Source organism: Streptosporangium longisporum (assembly GCF_039534895.1).
In the GTDB taxonomy this organism is placed as follows: Bacteria; Actinomycetota; Actinomycetes; order Streptosporangiales; family Streptosporangiaceae; genus Streptosporangium; species Streptosporangium longisporum.
Genome location: NZ_BAAAWD010000030.1, coordinates 1 through 16069 on the forward strand (window position 1 = coordinate 1; position 16069 = coordinate 16069).

General features: G+C 72.8%; 14 protein-coding genes and 1 pseudogene. 10 read left to right on the forward strand and 5 right to left on the reverse strand.

Annotation, left to right across the window (positions count from 1 at the left end):
- Together ABD832_RS39495 and ABD832_RS39500 are read right to left on the reverse strand one after the other, a co-directional pair.
- Positions 1 to 1942: glutamate--cysteine ligase (locus tag ABD832_RS39495; protein ID WP_344907147.1), on the reverse strand; the 1942-nt coding region annotated here is incomplete at its 3' end.
- Positions 1943 to 2333: 391 nt separating this feature from the next.
- Positions 2334 to 2942 (reverse strand): hypothetical protein, encoded by a 609-nt coding sequence (locus ABD832_RS39500; RefSeq protein WP_344907150.1) that lies wholly within the window; start codon positions 2940 to 2942, stop codon positions 2334 to 2336.
- 268 nt (positions 2943 to 3210) lie between these two features.
- Here ABD832_RS39500 and ABD832_RS39505 point away from each other — a divergent pair, with 268 nt between their 5' ends.
- From ABD832_RS39505 to ABD832_RS39525, 5 genes and pseudogenes are all read left to right on the forward strand, one after another.
- A complete protein-coding gene (locus tag ABD832_RS39505) occupies positions 3211 to 4677 on the forward strand; it encodes an amino acid permease (RefSeq protein ID WP_344907153.1) in 1467 nt (488 codons plus the stop codon).
- A gap of 104 nt (positions 4678 to 4781) precedes the next feature.
- Positions 4782 to 5426: a class I SAM-dependent methyltransferase gene (locus ABD832_RS39510; RefSeq protein ID WP_344907156.1), complete on the forward strand. Its 645-nt coding sequence runs from the start codon at positions 4782 to 4784 to the stop codon at positions 5424 to 5426.
- Positions 5427 to 5545: 119 nt separating this feature from the next.
- Positions 5546 to 6004 (forward strand): annotated as a pseudogene (locus ABD832_RS39515) (MsnO8 family LLM class oxidoreductase); the annotation flags it as partial.
- Positions 6005 to 6098: 94 nt separating this feature from the next.
- Positions 6099 to 6710, forward strand: coding sequence for an LLM class oxidoreductase (locus tag ABD832_RS39520; RefSeq protein WP_344907326.1), 612 nt, complete (start codon positions 6099 to 6101; stop codon positions 6708 to 6710).
- Positions 6707 to 7666, forward strand: coding sequence for an endonuclease/exonuclease/phosphatase family protein (locus ABD832_RS39525; RefSeq protein ID WP_344907159.1), 960 nt, complete (start codon positions 6707 to 6709; stop codon positions 7664 to 7666). Before ABD832_RS39520 ends, ABD832_RS39525 begins: the two co-directional genes overlap by 4 nt.
- Before the next feature lie 67 nt (positions 7667 to 7733).
- Here ABD832_RS39525 and ABD832_RS39530 read toward each other — a convergent pair whose 3' ends face one another.
- Positions 7734 to 8564: a hypothetical protein gene (locus ABD832_RS39530; protein WP_344907162.1), complete on the reverse strand. Its 831-nt coding sequence runs from the start codon at positions 8562 to 8564 to the stop codon at positions 7734 to 7736.
- The gene (locus ABD832_RS39535; protein ID WP_344907165.1) at positions 8561 to 8941 is read right to left on the reverse strand and encodes a hypothetical protein; all 381 of its coding nucleotides are present in this window, start codon (positions 8939 to 8941) and stop codon (positions 8561 to 8563) included. Before ABD832_RS39535 ends, ABD832_RS39530 begins: the two co-directional genes overlap by 4 nt.
- A gap of 295 nt (positions 8942 to 9236) precedes the next feature.
- On the opposite strand from ABD832_RS39535, the gene ABD832_RS39540 reads away from it, so the two are divergent.
- From ABD832_RS39540 to ABD832_RS39560, 5 genes are all read left to right on the forward strand, one after another.
- On the forward strand, positions 9237 to 10712 hold the full coding sequence (locus ABD832_RS39540) for a serine hydrolase domain-containing protein (RefSeq protein WP_344907169.1): 1476 nt from the start codon (positions 9237 to 9239) through the stop codon (positions 10710 to 10712).
- A complete protein-coding gene (locus ABD832_RS39545) occupies positions 10709 to 11779 on the forward strand; it encodes a sensor histidine kinase (protein ID WP_344907172.1) in 1071 nt (356 codons plus the stop codon). Before ABD832_RS39540 ends, ABD832_RS39545 begins: the two co-directional genes overlap by 4 nt.
- Positions 11776 to 12432, forward strand: coding sequence for a response regulator (locus ABD832_RS39550; protein WP_344907174.1), 657 nt, complete (start codon positions 11776 to 11778; stop codon positions 12430 to 12432). The genes ABD832_RS39545 and ABD832_RS39550 overlap by 4 nt, the downstream gene beginning before the upstream one ends.
- 108 nt (positions 12433 to 12540) lie before the next feature.
- The gene (locus tag ABD832_RS39555; protein ID WP_344907177.1) at positions 12541 to 13911 is read left to right on the forward strand and encodes a hypothetical protein; all 1371 of its coding nucleotides are present in this window, start codon (positions 12541 to 12543) and stop codon (positions 13909 to 13911) included.
- 123 nt (positions 13912 to 14034) lie between these two features.
- Positions 14035 to 14337 carry a hypothetical protein gene (locus ABD832_RS39560; protein WP_344907179.1) on the forward strand — a complete coding sequence of 101 codons (303 nt, stop codon included), beginning with the start codon at positions 14035 to 14037 and terminating at the stop codon, positions 14335 to 14337.
- A gap of 124 nt (positions 14338 to 14461) precedes the next feature.
- Here the strand turns inward: ABD832_RS39560 and ABD832_RS39565 are convergent, their stop codons facing one another.
- Entirely contained in the window at positions 14462 to 15823 is a 1362-nt protein-coding gene (locus ABD832_RS39565; protein WP_344907182.1) for an MFS transporter, read from the reverse strand.
- Positions 15824 to 16069 lie beyond the last annotated feature (246 nt).

Genomic DNA, 16069 nt, shown 5'->3' on the forward strand with positions numbered 1-16069 from the left:
TCCGCCGGTAGAGCACCGTGATCCGGCGCCCGGCGACCTCGAGGTGGCCGTTCCTGAAGGACAGGTCGGACGGGAGCACCAGGGGCACGCCCATCTCCTCGGCGAGCATCCGGTGCTCGTAGTGGGCGGAGTCGCTGGGACCGCCGGTGACCACGGCCAGCCTCTCCGGGTCGCCGCCGGCCGCGGCCAGCAGCGCCTTCCGGAGCGTGTGCAGGCCCTCGGCGGGGTCGAAGGCGGCGTCACCGGGGAGGAGCTCCGGCAGCACCTCGGCCATCAGCCGCCTGTTGGTCACGGAGTACCCGAGGCCCGAGGGCACCCGGAGGTTGTCCTCCAGCACCGCCCAGCGGCCGACGCTGTCGCGGACCAGGTCCAGCCCGGCCACGGTGCAGCGCACGGTGCCGTTCGGCACCCTGCGGCCGGACTTGTGGTACCCGGGGGACTCGTCGACCACCCAGGCGGGGATCGCGCCGTCCCGGATGATCCGGCGCTCGCCGTAGGCGTCGTGCAGGAACGCCTCCAGCGCCCGGATCCGCTGCGGCAGCGCCCGCTGGACCTCGGTCCACTCGTCGGCCGGCACCAGTCTGGGGACCAGGTCGAAGGGGAAGATCCGGCTCTCGCCGCCGCCCTCCACCTGGAAGGTCATGCCGTGGGTGCGCTGGTGGTCGTCGCGGCGCCGCTCGGTCTCGCGCAGGCCGCCGGCGCCCATCCGGTCCAGGACGGTCAGGATCGGCTGGTAGGACTCGCGGACGGTGCCCTCGATGATCGCCTCGTCGCCGGGGGCCTCGTAGCCGTCCAGGAGGCTGGTGTGCATCCTGGGCATCGGCCCGCCGAAGGCGGTCTCCCACTCCTCGGAGCGCGTCTCCGCGACGACCAGGTCGACCACGTCGGCCAGCCTGCCGCTCCGGGCGAACGCCTGGCGCTGGCGGGCCGCGGAGCTGCCCCTGGCCAGCGACTCCCGGGCCAGGGAGGTGACGAGCTCCCAGTCGCCGCACTCCTCCAGCTGCGGGCGCAGGCCGTTGATCATGCGCCGGACCACCTCGGAGGCGGGGGCGGGAGTGCCCTCGATCGGGTCGACGAGCTCGCCCTCCAGCCCGGAGCGGGCCGCCCGCCAGGACGCGGCGCGGACCATCTCCAGCCGGACCGTACGCTCCGGGCCGTTCTGGACGGCGTCCAGCTCCCGGGCCACCAGTGCCCGGAACAGCCCGGCGATCAGCACGATGTCGCCCACCCGGGGGCAGGCGTCGCAGACCCGCAGCTCGATGGTGGGCAGGTGGTCCGAGGGCCGGATGTCGAAGTAGATCATGCCCGGGTCGGTGATGACGCCGGAGGCGATGAGGTCCTGCACCACCCGGTCGTACTCCGCGGCCGACTCGAAGCGGGGGACCGGGCCCGCCGTGGGCCAGCGCTGCCACAGCAGCGGGCGGTAGCTGGCGTAGCCGGTGTCGGAGCCCAGCCAGTACGGCGAGCTGGAGCTCAGCGCGAGCAGCGGGGGCAGCCAGGGGGCCAGCCGGTGGGCGACGGCGACGGCCAGGTCGCGGTCCTCGACGTCGGCGTGCACCTGGGTGCCGCAGATGAGCTGCTCGCGGGTGAGCAGCTGGTAGTCGGCGAGCATCTGCTCGTAGCGGGGGTCGGGGGAGATCTTCAGTGCCTCCAGGTCGACCAGCGGCACGCTCCCGGCCGCCACGATCCCCAGGCCGAGGTCGTCGGCCGCGTGGATCACGGTGCGGCGCAGCGCGGTCAGGTCGTGGCCGAGGTCCTCCAGGCGCACGAACGGCCTGCTGTTGGCCTCCACCACCGAGCGCTGCAGTTCGTGGGTGAACCGGTCGGCCGGTAACTGCTCCAGCAGTACGCCGGCTCGTGGAACGAGGTGCCGGGTCTCCACATCGACGACGTGAAACTCCTCTTCGACGCCGACTGCGATCGGCCCCGCCAGACCCGCCATTTCATCACTCCAGAAGTAAGCCGGTTCATCGGGATTTTTTGTTCTTTGCCCGAAAAAAGAGGTTCCGCACTTCACGGGCCACTTCTGGGAGAAGTGAGGCGATCGGCTCACGCAGCGTGGTCGGACGCGTCCACCTCTCCGGCTCGGGCGGTCATGGCACCTGCCCTCACCAGAAAACTCTACGCGTCGGCAGATATCCGATCTTGAGTGGGTTCGTCCCTGGAGGCCGGATCGGGGCAGGTCAAGGCGCGGATCGGGGCGGGGACGGGTGGAGCCGGGGGAGCCGGGCGCGGGCCGGGGCCGGGATCGGAGCTCGGACGGCGGCTCGCACCGGACCGGGCCCGGGGCGGTGCCGTCCGGTGGGTGTCCGGCAGGTGAGGGGCCGGGGCCGCTACGGCGACGGCGGCGCCGTCCGGCCTTCGGTGCCGGTCGCCTCTTCGCGTCCGGTCGCGCCTTCCGGGCCGGTCGTCTCCTGCGTGCCGGCCGCGTCCTCCAGGACGGCCGCCTCTTCCAGGACGGCCGCGTCCCGCTCACCGGCCGTGTCCCGCGTGCCGGTCGCGTCCTGCGCGCCGGCCGTGTCCCGCGTGCCGGTCGCGTCCCGCTCACCGGTCGTGTCCTGCGCGCCGACGGCGTCCGCCCAGACGGTCGCGCTCCCCGGACCGGTCGTCTCTCCGGGACCGGCGGCCCCGGGGTCCTCCGGCGGGTCCAGCAGGTGACGTACCGGCGGACTGTCCAGGAAGGTGGAGACGGCGTCGACCACTCCCTCCCCCAGGGGACGGAAGGCGTCCACCACCGCCTGGGCGGGCGGGCCCAGACGGGCCTCCACCTCGTGCAGGAGGTTCTCCAGAACCTGCGGGAACGGCGGCACCGGCAGGGAACGCACGGGTTTGGACCGCACCGTCTCCGGCGGCGTCCAGCGCATCGAGTCGTCGCTCATGGCGAGCCACTCGTCGACGGCACCGTCGATGGAGTCGAGCACGTGATCGGAATCGTCTGGCATGGCGGCTTCCCCTCATGACCGGGACCCGATAAGACGACGGTACCTCGCCTCGCCGCCGCCGGGCAGGGGCGGGCGCGATCCGGGTTCCGCGACTCTTGGTGATCGGAAAGATACCCTCGGTGAACGGGGAGATCGCGTATCGGAACGGGTATGGGCGGATGGTCGGGCGAGTCGTCGCGTGGTCCGGGTGGTTCGAGCGGTCGGAGTGGCCGGGGCGTGCGGGCGTGCGGGTGCGGGCGTCGTGCCGGTCGTCGGGAGAGGATGCGTCATGGCTGTGACCCGGGGCGGGTCGGGGGTGTTCCGCCGGAAACCGATCGAGGACATCGAGGAGGGCGAGGGCGGCCAGGCCGGCCGGCTCACCCGCGTGCTGGGGCTCTGGCAGCTCACCGCCATCGGGGTGGGCGGCATCATCGGCGCGGGCATCTTCACGCTGGCCGGGACCGTGGCCAACGGGGTGGCGGGGCCAGCCGTCGTGGTGTCGTTCCTGATCGCCGGGGTGGCGAGCGCCGCGGCGGCGCTCTCCTACGCGGAGTTCGCCGGCCTCATCCCCAAGGCCGGATCGGCCTACACCTACGGGTACGCGGTGCTGGGCGAGCTGGTGGGCTGGTTCATCGGCTGGGACCTGCTGCTGGAGTACACCGCGATCGTCGCGGTCGTGGCCATCGGCATCTCCGGCTACTTCTCCTTCCTCCTCACCGACCTGGGGCTGCAGCTGCCCGCCTGGATGCTGGGGGCGCCGGGCACCGGTGCCGGGCACCGGGTGGACCTGTTCGCCGCCGTGCTCTGCCTGCTGATCGCCGGCCTGCTCAACCTCGGCATGCGCAGCGCGGCCCGTTTCGAGATGGCCGTCGTCATCCTCAAGGTCGCCGTCGTGGTGGTGGTCATCGCCGTCGGCGCCTTCTACGTCAGGTCCGCCAACTACACGCCGTTCTTCCCGTACGGCATCGGCGGCGCCTTCACCGGAGCGGCCACGGTCTTCTTCGCGGTCTTCGGCTACGACGCGATGAGCACGGCCGCGGAGGAGTCCAAGGACGCGAGGCGCCACATGCCCCGGGCGATCGTCTACTCCCTGGCCATCTCGATGGTGCTCTACGTGCTGGCCTGCCTGGTGCTGACCGGCATGCAGAAGTACACCGAGATCGACCCGGAGAGCGGGTTCTCCACCGCGTTCCAGTCGGTGGGCCTGAGGGTGCTGGCGGACCTGATCGCTGTGGGGGCCATCATCGGCATCCTGACCGTCATGTTCACGTTCATGCTCGGTGTGACCCGGGTGTGGTTCTCGATGAGCCGGGACGGCCTGCTGCCGAAGTGGTTCGCCAAGACGCACCCGACGCGGCACGTGCCGACGCGTGTGACCTGGATCGCCGGAATCATCTCCGCGATCATCGCCGGGTTCCTGCCCATCGCGGAGGCGGCCGAGCTCACCAACATCGGCATCCTGCTCGCCTTCGTGGTCGTGTGCGCGGCGGTGATCATGCTCAGGCGGCGGCGCCCCGACCTGCCCCGGACCTTCCGCTGCCCCGGGATGCCCGTGGTGCCCGCGGTGGGGATCCTCTTCTCGATCTGGCTGATCACCTTCCTGCAGTGGCAGACCTGGGTACGATTCCTGGCGTGGTTCCTGATCGGCCTGGTCGTGTACTTCGCCTACTCCTACCGGCACTCCGCGCTCGCCGGATCGTCGTCGTCCCGGGGCACGGCACCGCCTGAGGACGACGCTCCACGGAACGTTCGGTGATCCGTGCGGCCCTGACGCCCAGGTCCGGACGCGGGTGGCCCAGACCACTCCATCAAAGCCCGTTAAAGTGGCATAACCCTCTCAACTGGGGGAATGAGCTGGCGATGCTGTCTGAAACTCGTCCCGCCGGTGGTGACACGCTCACCTTCCTCGGCGCGATCATGCGCAATCCCCAGCAGCTGGGAGCGATCGCGCCCAGCTCGAAGGCCATCGCCCGCCTCGCGGCGTCAATCGTCCCGGACAGCCCCGGCGCCGTCGTCGTCGAACTCGGTGCCGGAGGCGGAGTGATCAGTGACGCCATCCGCGACCGGATGCCCCCGGGCGGACGGCAGCTGGCCCTGGAGATCAACGAGGGCATGGTGCGTCATCTCCGGCGCACCCGGCCCTGGCTGGAAGTGATCACCGGTGACGCCGGTGACCTTGGCAAGATCCTGAGGGAGGCCGGTCTCTCGCACGCCGACGCGATCGTCTCCTCCCTCCCCTGGACCCTGTTCGACGACGCGCAGCAGAAGCTGATCCTGGAGGAGATCGCGTCCTCGCTGGCTCCCGGTGGCAGGTTCAGCACGGTCACCACGCTGACCGTGATGCCGTTCCAGCGCTTCCGGAACTTCCGCGGGCTGATGCACTCCACGTTCGCGACCGTGGGCACCCTCGGCCCGGTGTGGCGCAACGTTCCCCCCGCCCTGATCTACACCGGCGTACGGTCACCCGACCTGCTGGCCGAGGACCCGTCCGGCGCTACGGAGTAGCGGCACCGGTCCCGGGCCGGGGTTCCCGGCCCGGGACCGTCGCGGGACCGTCGCAGGATCGTCACGGCGGAGAACCGGGCGGCCGAAATAAACCCCCGGCCCGCCGGGTTGCCGCCTTCATGGCTCTAGACGACATCCGCGGGACGGCCCGCGGCTCCTGTGAGGTCCCCCTGTCGATCCTGGAGCTGGCCGTCGTCGGCGCCGGGATCACGCCCACCGAGACGCTGAGGGCGAGCACCGAGCTGGCCAGGCGCGCGGAGGAGTGGGGGTACCACCGGATCTGGGTGGCCGAGCATCACGGGATGCCCTCGGTGGCCAGCTCGTCCCCGGCCGTGCTGATCGCCCATCTGGCCGCGGCGACCACGTCCATCCGGCTCGGTTCCGGCGGCGTCATGCTGCCCAACCACGCCCCGCTGATCGTCGCCGAGCAGTTCGGCACCCTGCACGCCCTGCACCCCGGCCGCATCGACCTCGGCCTGGGCCGGGCCCCGGGCACCGACCCCGCCACCGCGCGGGCCCTTCGCCGGCACGGCCTGGACGCCGACGACTTCCCCGAGCAGCTGGCCGAGCTGACCTCGTTCCTGGACGGGAGCTTCCCCGCGGGACACCCGCTGGAGCGGGTCGTCGCCACCCCCCCGCTCCCCCGAGTCGGGCCGCCCGCCGATCTGGCTGCTGGGCTCCAGCGGCTTCAGCGCGCGGCTGGCCGGCATGCTCGGCCTGCCGTTCGCGTTCGCGCACCACTTCAGCGCGGGCAACACCGTCCCGGCCCTGGAGCTCTACCGGTCCTCGTTCCAGCCCTCGGCCGTCCTCGACCGGCCGTACGCGATGATCGGTGTCTCGGCCGTCGCCGCGGACACGTCCGAGCGGGCGCTGCGCCTGGCCCGTTCCGGCGGCCTGTCGATGCTGCGGCTGCGCCGCGGTGCCCCGCAGCCGGTCCCCACGCCCGAGGAGGCCGAGAACCACCCCTACAGCCCGATCGAGAGGGACTTCCTCGACGACTACCTGTCCAAGGTGGTGCTCGGGGACGCCGGCGAGGTGCGCCACGGGCTGGAGGACCTGCGCAAACGGACCGAGGCCGACGAGCTGATGATCACGACGATGGTCCACGACCCCCGCCGACCGGATCCGTTCCTACGAGCTGGTCGCCCAGGCCTACGACCTCACCCGGGAGCGCTGACCGCCACGGCGGACCCGCAGGAGGGCCGATCCGCCCGCGTCTGCGCGGATAAACGTCATGATCTTCACGGAAACTGCACGGGGTGTCGTTATCCTCCCGATACATGATCAGATCGAGATGGGTGAGCGTACCGGTCTGGCTGGCGGTGCTGCCGTGCGCGGTGTGGGCGGTGCTGAGGGCCGGCGGCTGGACCCCGGTGTGGCAGTGGGTCCCCCTGGTGGCGTTCACGCCGTACGTGGCGGCGGCCTCGGTGCTGCCCCTGCTGATCGCGCTGGGGCTGCGCCGCCGGGCCGCCGCGGCCCTCGCCCTGGTCGCGAGCGTGGTCCTGGCGGCCACCGTGCTCCCCCGCCACTTCGGTGACACCGCCCACCCCGCCTCTGACGGACGGCTGCGGGTGCTCGCCGCGAACCTGGCCGTCGGCGCGGGGGACACCGACGCGCTGATGAGGCTCGTACGCTCCCTCGGCCCGGACGTGCTGGCCCTCCAGGAGGTCACCCCCGCGGCGCGCGGGCGCCTGGAGAAGGCCGGCCTGCGCGAGAGCATGCCGCACGTCGTGGACCGCGCGGTCGAGGGGGTGCGGGGCTCGGCCGTCTACTCCAGGCACCCGATCACCGAAAATCCCATGATCGAGCTGGGCGGCTTCCGGCAGGCGCGGGGGGTGGTCAGGCATCCGAGCGGCCACGAGATCGAGGTCGTCTCGGTGCACCCCTGCGCGCCCCGGTTCGGCCGCAGGGTCCCGTGCTGGGACGCGGGGCTGCGGGCACTGCCCCGGGCGGGCGGCCGGCTGCGGGTGCTCGCCGGCGACTTCAACGCCACCCTCGACCACCGGCAGGTACGCGACCTGCTCGGCAGCGGCTACCGGGACGCGGCCGACGTCACCGGGCACGGCCTGACGCCCACCTGGCCGCAGCAGGGCTGGTCACCGGTCCCCGGTGTGACGATCGACCACGTGCTCGCCGACTCGCGCATGGCGGTGCGGGCCTTCGGCGTCCACGCCCTGGCGAACACCGACCACCGCCCGGTCTTCGCCGAGCTGGGCCTGCCCCGCCCCGCCGGCCGCTGAGCGGGCCCGGCGACCCCACCGCGACGAGGTGACCGGGAACCGGACCCCCGGCCACCTCGTCATGGCGTCAGGAACCTTCGGGCTTCCGGTAGATGCCCTTCCGGAGGCCGATCTCCCATATCTTCCTGAGCTGCTCGGTGAGCTCGCCGGAGAGGTCCTGCGGATTCGCCGGGTTGAGGTGGATCTCGCCGGTGTGCTTGTCCAGCACGGCCACGATCTTGTGCGGCGGGACCATGTGCACGACGGTCTCCATCTCGGCGATGTCGATGTTCCCGAGCTGGTTCGGCATGGCGTAGCCGTAGCCGTCTTTGATCACCGACATGTACCGGTCGGTCGTGTCGAACGCCGGCCCCTCGTCGTCCCCCCAGACCGCGACGTGACAGGCACCGTAGAAGGCGTCGTTCGTCCTCTCCCGTGCGACGGTGCGTCCCTGGTGCCTCCGCAGGTCGAAGTCGTCGCCCGGGGCGGGCATGCCGTCGCGGAACAGCGCCTCGGGCGGCACGCCGTGCGTGCGGTAGAGCCTGTCGAGGCGGCCGGGATCGCACGGGATGCCGTACCTGTCGACGGCCGTCCACGTCGCCTCGCCCGCCCACGGGTCCGCAGGCTCCTTGCGCGACCGGTCGTCCGGAGCCGTGACGGGAACCGGGGCCGGGGCCGGGGTGGCGGGCGTGGTGGCCTGCGGGGGCGCGGCCGGTGACAGGTACTCGCTCAGGAAGGAGACGGTGTTGCCGATCAGTTCGGCCAGGCTGAACCCCGGCGGGCGTACGCCGGTCCCGTACGAGCGCACGGTGATCCTCTGAGGGGTCACCCCGGTGATCATCCTGCGGGTGGCGTGCCGCCGGATCGTCTCCCTGCCGATCACCCGCGCAGAGGGCGTCAGCAGCGTCAGGATGCTCATGCCGTGGCCTTCAGCAGCGTGCCCACCGCGGTGACCTTCGCGCCGAGCGCCCTGGTGACCGCCGAGCGCAGCACCTCGCGCTGCCCGGCCGGCACCGCCACGAGCTCGCCCTCGAGTTCGATGAGCACGTCCTGATCGTCGGCCGCGCCGACGAAGAGGCTCTCGGCCAGCGAGGAGGAGATCAGGTCGACCGCCCGCAGCGGTTCCAGCGCGCGGAGTTCGGGACGCTCGGCCAGCGCCTGCTGGAACGACGGCAGTCCGATGACATCGACGATCTTGGCGGCGGCGGTGTCCAGTGTCGTGCCGCTCGCGTTGATCGCGGCGACGGTGGCCTTCATCTCCTGGGTACCGGTGGAGGCCGGGGCGGAATGGGACATCGCAGTCCTTCTCTTCTCGTGCGGAAGGGGTGGAGCTCCACCGCGCGTCTTTCCGGGTGGACGGCTCCGGGATGACCGAAGTCTCCACCGCCGTCATCGACAGGGGATTGCAGGGCGATTACACGGCCCGGGAGACTCCCGCGGGCCGTCCGGGCGGCCGGTGCCCCGGGAGGGCCGGCCCGCGGCGATGCCGTCGAGGACGCGTCCGGGCCCGGAGGGGACCCGACTTTCGTCAGGGGTGGTCGTGGCCGATCGTCGGATTCCGCCGAGGCCGCCGGTTCCTAGGTTCTTCGTCATGAAACGCACGCTCATCGGCTTGGCGGTGGCGATCGGCACGGTCGTCCTCCCCCTCGCCGTGTCCCCCGCCGCGCGGGCCGTCGCCCCCTTCACCGCACCGGCCGCCGCATCGGCCGCCGCATCGCCCGCCGAGCCGGCCCCGGCCGCCGTCGACGCCTACCTCGGCGCGGTCATGGAGTCCACCGGCCTGCCGGGGATGTCCGTCGTCGTGACCCACGGGGACCGGGTCGTGCACGCCGCCGGATACGGGCGCGACGCGAAGGGCGAGCCGGTCACCGAGCGGACCCCGATGCGCGTCGCCTCGGTCAGCAAGTCCTTCACCGCCATGGCCGTCATGACGCTGGTCGAGGACGGCAGGATCTCCCTGGACGAACCGGTCGCGCGGCGGCTGCCGGAGTTCCGGATGGCCGACCCCCGCGCCGCCCGCATCACCGTGCGCCAGCTGCTCAACCAGACCTCGGGCCTGTCCGACACCACCGTCGACATCGGCGCGGCACAGGCGGCGGGATCCCTGGCCGCCTACGTGTCCACGCTGGCCACCGGCACCCTGGCCTCCGACCCCGGTACGCGCTGGGAGTACTGCAACGTCAACTACGACGTGGCCGCCCGGCTGGTCGAGGTCGCCGGTGGGCGCGGCTTCGGCGACCACCTGAGGGAACGCGTCCTCGGCCCGCTCGGCATGACCGGCAGCGCCGTCGGCGACCGGGCCGTCACACCGTCCGAAGGGTTCAACTCCCTGTACGGCGCCTGGGTGGCGCGCCCCGAGCTGCCCGCCTTCCGCGACGGCGGCAGTGGCGGCCTCGTCACCACCGCGGCCGACATGGGCCGGTGGCTGATCGGCCAGACCGGCGGCGGGGGGCCGGTGACGCCGGAGAGCCTGAAGACCATGCACGCGCCTTCGGCGGTGGGCGACTACGGCATGGGCTGGGGCGAGGAGAGGCTGAACGGCACCAGGCTCCTCGTGCACCCGGGCAATCTGTTCACCTACACCGCGGTGCAGGCGATCGCCCCGGAGACGGGGTACGGCTTCGCGGTCATGACCAACAGCGCCGCCCTCCACGACGACACCTACACCGTGCTCGCCGGTCTCGTCGCGATGAGCGAGGGCCGGACCCCCGAGGTGCCGGGCGGTGAAAGGCAGACGTTCGAGCTGGTCCTGGGCCTGATCGCGCCGGCCGCGGCGGGTCTGGGCGTGCTGGGCGTGCTGCGGGCCCGCCGCTGGGCGAGCGGCCGGGCCGGGAGCCCCCGCTGGTGGATCGGGGCGCGGCTGCTGCCCGTGCTGCTGCCGGTGCAGCTGTTCGCCCTCTACCCGGACCTGATCTCCTTCCTCACGAACGGCCGGACGGTCACCTGGGAGCAGCTCACCTACTTCGCCGCACCGCTGACGATCACCTTCGCGGTCGTGGCCGCGGCCGGGGCCGTCACCACCGCGGTACGGCTGCTCAGGCTGCGATCGGTAGTGTCGGGCAGGTGAGAAACGGTGCGATCCTGGCGGTGATCGCGGGATCGGCCCTGCTCAACGGGCTGTACCTCGATCACGTCCCGCTGTGGCGGCAGCTGTTCCTCCTGCTGCTCGCCGTGGCCGCCTACCTGCACGGACGCCACCTGCCGGTACGGCGCGACCGGGAGATCCTGGCCGCCGTCGCGCTGCCCGGGGTCGTCACCGGCGCGCTGGACCTCTCGGTCGGGGCCGGTGCCCTGCTGGTGCTGGCGCTGTTCACGGTGCTGCCGTGGCTGGCGGGCCGCTTCCGGCGCCAGCAGGCCGACCTGGTGGAGGCGGGCCGGGAGCGGATCGCCCGGCTCGGCCGGGAGCGGGAGTTCATCGCCGAACGCGTCGCGCTGCGCGAACGCGCCCGCATCGCCGCGGACCTGCACGACTCGCTGGGCCACGAGCTGGCGCTGATCGCGTTGCGGGCCGGCGCGCTGGAGCTGGCCGCGGACATGACCGAGGAGAACCGGCAGGCCGCGGCCCGGCTGCGGGCCTCCGCGGTCACCGCGACCGACGAGCTCCGCCACACCCTCGGCGCGCTGCGCGAGAGCGGCACGGCCTCGACCGAGCCGCCGGACGAGTCCGTCGAGGCACTGGTGGACCGCGCGCGCGGCGCCGGGATGGCGGTCGCCCTCCATCACACCGGCGAGCGGACACCCCTGCCGCCGCTGGTGGACAGGGCGGCTCACCGGGTGGTGCGGGAGGCGCTGACCAACGCCGCCCGCCACGCCCCCGGGACGGACGTGCTCGTCCGCGTCGAGCGGACCCGCGACACGGTCACCGTCACCGTGTCCAACCCCGTCCCCGTGTCCAACCCCGTCCCCGCGCCCGCGTCCTCTGCCGTGCCGCCGGGCGGCGGGAGCGGGATAGCGGGCCTGCGCGAGCGGGTGCGGCTGCTCGGTGGCACGCTGCGGGCCGGTCCGGGCGGCGGAGCGTTCACCGTGACGGCGCGGCTGCCGTACGACCGGGCGGGGGTTCCGTACGGCCGTGGCGACCCCTCCTCCGGTGAGGATCCGCCGGAGGAGGGGGAAGGAGGCGGGGAGAACCGATGATCAGGGTGGTGCTGGCCGACGACGAGGCCATGATCCGGGCGGGGGTGAGGGCGATCCTGGCCACCGACGAGGGCGTCGAGGTGGTCGCCGAGGCCCGCGACGGGCGCGAGGCGGTCGAGCTGACGCGCGCCCACCGGCCGGACGTCGTGCTGCTGGACATCCGGATGCCCCACTTGGACGGCCTGTCCGCCGCGGCCGAGGTGCGTGCCACCATGCCGGAGGTCGCGGTCGTCATGCTGACCACGTTCGACGAGGACGAGTACGTCGCCAGGGCCCTCGACGAGGGCGCGAGCGGGTTCCTGCTGAAGGCGGCCGACCCCCGCGAACTGATCATCGGGGTACGGGCGGTCGCCGACGGCGGGGCGTACCTGTCGCCGAGGATCGCGCGGAAGGTCATCGCGCGGCTGGGCGGCAGGCTCGCCAGGGCGGGCACCGCGCGCGGGCGGGTGGAGTCGCTGACCCCGCGCGAGCGCGAGGTGCTGGCGCTCGTCGGCCGGGGCATGCCCAACCAGGACATCGGCCGCGCGCTGTTCCTGTCGGAGGGCACCGTCAAGGCCCACGTCAGCGCGATACTGCAGCGTCTCGGCGTGAACAACCGCGTCCAGGCGGCGATCATCGCCTACGAGGCGGGCCTGGTGGGCACGGACACCTGACGTCCGAGGGTCCGGGGCCAACGCCCTCAGGGAAGACTCTCCTGCCGGTCAGGTGTGCCCGATCGCCCGCAGGTTAGAGAAGCCTTTCCGGGGTATCGGGAGGGCGCCATGATCATCGTTCGTCGAGAGGTCGACACCACCCCTGCGGTCCTGCTCGCGGGGGTGGCGCTGCTCTACCTCACCGCCCAGCTCCTCATCCCCACCCTCGGCATGGGGATCGGCTGGGACGAGGCCGTCTACGCCTCCCAGTACGCCGCCCACGCGCCGCCCGCCGTCTACTCCGCCCCGCGTGCCCAGGGGGTGCCGCTCCTCGTCGCGCCGATCGTGGCGATCACCGACGAGGTGGTCGTGCTGCGGATCTGGCTGACCCTGGTCTCCTCCGCCGCCCTCTTCGGCGCCTTCGCCGTCTGGTTGCGGGTCAGGAACCACTGGGTCGTGCCGCTGGCCGCCCTGCTGCTGGCCGGATGCTGGTTGTCCCTCTTCTACGGCAACCAGGCGATGCCCAACCTCTACGTCGCGCTGGGCGCGGTCGCCGCCACCGGTTTCCTGCTGACCGGGACGCCACTGGGCCTGGGCGCCTCCATGGTGCTCGTCTCGCTCATGCGGCCGACCGACGCGCTGGTGCTGGCGGTGCCGCTGGCCGCCTACGCCCTGTGGCAGCGGCGGTTCCGGGAGTCGGCGGCGCTGGCCGCGGGGCTGGCGATCGGCTGGGGCCAGTGGACGGCCGAGGCGATCGCCCGGTTCGGCGGGGTCACCGAACGCCTCGGGGCGGCCGGGGAACACAACGACACCGGGCTGACCGTCACCCTGGACGAGCAGGCCCGCGCCCTCGACGGGCCGGCGTTGTGCCGCTTCGGGGTCGAGTGCGGCGGCGTGTCCCCCGTCCTGCTCATCTGGTGGATCGCGATCCCGCTGGCCGCGGGCGCGGGCCTGTGGGCGGCTCGGAACACCGAATGGTTCCGCGCGCTCGCGCTGGTGACGGCGACGGCCGTGGCGATGGCGCTGCCGTACTTCTTCTACGTCGACTACGCCGCCCCTCGCTTCCTGCTCCCGGCGTACGCCCTGCTGGCCCTCCCCGTCGCGACCGCCGCACGGCTGGTCCCCGTACCGGTGGTCCTGGCCGGTGTGGCGGCTCACCTGATCCTCCAGGGCACCGTCGCCGTCGCCATGTCGTCGGGTGTCCGCGCCGACCGCGACGTCATGAACGCCGCCGCCGAGGAGCTCAGACCCCGGATCAAGGGGCCGTGCGTGATCTACGGGCAGGGCGGCGCCCAGCTCGGCTACCTGCTGGGCTGCGAGTCACAGGCCATCGCCCAGCGGTTCGGCGACACCATGCCCCGGCGCATCCAGGGATTCCGGGAACGCGGCCACGACGTCATCGTGACCTACCGGGGCGTCAGGCCCCCGGCCTACACCGACGACTGGGAACGGCAGGACCTGCCCGGACCGTGGCGGGCACGGTTCGGCGAAACCCCCTGACGTCCGGTCTCCCGGGCTCGGTACTCCGGCATCGGTTCTTGCGGCCCATGATGTCGCTGCGCGGGTGGCGGGGCCGGATGGCCTGTTCGCTCGGGCGGCGAACCGGTTCGGGCGGCCGGAGCCGTGGCGAAGGCCCGCTACCCGCTGACCCCCATGGAGCGATTCGTCACCTGGGTGAGGCGGGACGGGAGCCCCTTCGACCCATGGCTGCGCACCCATCACCGCATGGGGGCGCGGATCCTCTGCCCGGCGGAGCGCTCCATGACGGTGACCGGCACGGTCGACGAATGGCAGAGGTGGGCGTCCATGGAGTTCCCGGACTCCGGTTCGTACGTCGTTCCCGGTGCCCTCGTCCCGGTCACCATCGACCGGGAGGCCGATCTCGGGGAGTACGTGGAACCCAACGTGTGGATGCGGCACCTGTAGAGCCGGGCCTGTGGCCGGCCTTGACCGGCCCGTGGCCGGACGCCTCCCCGGCCGGCTCCGGCGCCCGATCCGAGGAAGCGGGCGCCGGGAAAATGGGTCAGGAGGACGTCCGGTCGGTCAGGCGTCAGTCACCGCCCGGTCCCGCGGCCGAGGGCCGGCCTCCCCGTCCCGTGGCGGCCGGGCCCGGCCGGGCGGCCCCGCGCGAGCGGGTCCCGGTGACCAGGAGCATCAGGGCCAGGGCCAGGTACGGCACCGCCGAGGCGATGAAGATCGTGTCATGGCCGGCGAACGCCGAGGCCGCGGCGTAGCCCCCGTAGACCAGGACGGCGCCCAGCTCGGTGCCCAGCCCGGCCAGCGAGGTCACGGTGGCGCGGGCGGGGCCGGTGATGCTCTCCTGGAGCCGTACGTCGGCGAGCACGCTCGCCACCTGGAAGGCGCAGAAGGCCGCCGCGACGGCGACGAAGCCCGCCACGCTCCCGCTCGCCGCCCCCGCCCCGAGTGCCAGCGCCCCGGCCGCCAGGATCCCGGCGAGTCCCCGGTCCCCGGAACCGTGCGCGAAGGTCACGAGCACACCTCCGGCCGCGATGCCCACGGCGACCAGCAGCACCAGGAGCGGTACGACGTGCGTGGCCACACCGATGCCGAGCGCGAGCAGCGGGGTGTACTCCTCCAGCGAGCCCCAGAGCGCGGTCACCGCAGGCACCAGCAGCAGGGCCCGCCGCGTCGTCCGGTCGGTGCGCGCCAGCCGCAGCCCCTCGCGCAGGATCGTGACGTAGCCGCCCGGCGCCTCCTCCTCGGTGGCGTCCTGATCGGCGCCCCGGGCGGATTGCGGGACATCGTCGCCGTGGCCGGGCTCGTCGCGGCCGGGCTCGTCCCGCGGCGCGGTCCGTCCGCGGTGCTCGGGGAAGGTCAGCGCGACCGCCGCCGCGAGCAGGCAGGCCAGGACGCTGCCGATCGCGACCAGGGGGTAGCCGCCCAGCGCGAACACCGGGGCCGCCACGGCCATGGACGCCATGGCCGCGCCCGTGCCGATCGCACGGGCACGTCCCATCACCGCGCCGTAGCGACCGGCGGCGCCCAGACGGTCCAGCTCGGTGTAGACCAGCGCCTCGAGGGCCCCCGACTGCAGGGCGCCGGACAGGCCCCACAGGACGAAGCCGACGGCGAACGGCCAGTAGGAGGAGGAGACGGCCAGCAGGGTGAAACCGGCCGCGGCCGGCAGCGGCGCGAGGACGAGCAGCAGGCGCCGTGAGACGGCGTCGGCCAGCACCCCCGAGGGGACCTCCATCACGACGGAGGTGATCGACCAGATCGCCATCAGCGAGGAGATCTCGGCGGTCGACAGGCCCGTCTCCACGAACAGCAGCGCGTAGAACGGGTACAGCAGGACGAACTCATCAAGGAAGGCGTAGGCGTAGAGCGTCGCGGCCAGGCGCTTCGCGCGCCCGGCGGGCACGCCGGACGTGCGTGAAGAGAAAGTGGTCATGGGGTCCTTCTCGCGGGAACCGTACGGACTCGGGATGCTCGGCATCTCCGGGGGTCCGCGGCAGCGCGTGCCGGACCGACCTCGTGTTCAGGATCAATGTCGCCAGGTCATGTCGCCGACCCTACAACCACCTCGCTCGCCGTCGCCTCCCTTTTTTTCGCGGCGGCCCGCCGTCCCCGCGGAGATTCTGCGGCCCGGGTAAAACCGGGGTCGCCGGCGGAGTCATCACGTCGCCTGACCTGGTGG

Coding starts and splice junctions, on each gene's coding strand:
- ABD832_RS39550 (WP_344907174.1), top strand. CDS start 11,776: ATGATCAGGGTGGTGCTGGCCGACGACGAGGCCATGATCCGGGCGGGG.
- ABD832_RS39555 (WP_344907177.1), top strand. CDS start 12,541: ATGATCATCGTTCGTCGAGAGGTCGACACCACCCCTGCGGTCCTGCTC.
- ABD832_RS39510 (WP_344907156.1), top strand. CDS start 4,782: ATGCTGTCTGAAACTCGTCCCGCCGGTGGTGACACGCTCACCTTCCTC.
- ABD832_RS39535 (WP_344907165.1), bottom strand. CDS start 8,941: ATGTCCCATTCCGCCCCGGCCTCCACCGGTACCCAGGAGATGAAGGCC.
- ABD832_RS39525 (WP_344907159.1), top strand. CDS start 6,707: ATGATCAGATCGAGATGGGTGAGCGTACCGGTCTGGCTGGCGGTGCTG.
- ABD832_RS39500 (WP_344907150.1), bottom strand. CDS start 2,942: ATGCCAGACGATTCCGATCACGTGCTCGACTCCATCGACGGTGCCGTC.
- ABD832_RS39530 (WP_344907162.1), bottom strand. CDS start 8,564: ATGAGCATCCTGACGCTGCTGACGCCCTCTGCGCGGGTGATCGGCAGG.
- ABD832_RS39505 (WP_344907153.1), top strand. CDS start 3,211: ATGGCTGTGACCCGGGGCGGGTCGGGGGTGTTCCGCCGGAAACCGATC.
- ABD832_RS39540 (WP_344907169.1), top strand. CDS start 9,237: ATGAAACGCACGCTCATCGGCTTGGCGGTGGCGATCGGCACGGTCGTC.
- ABD832_RS39565 (WP_344907182.1), bottom strand. CDS start 15,823: ATGACCACTTTCTCTTCACGCACGTCCGGCGTGCCCGCCGGGCGCGCG.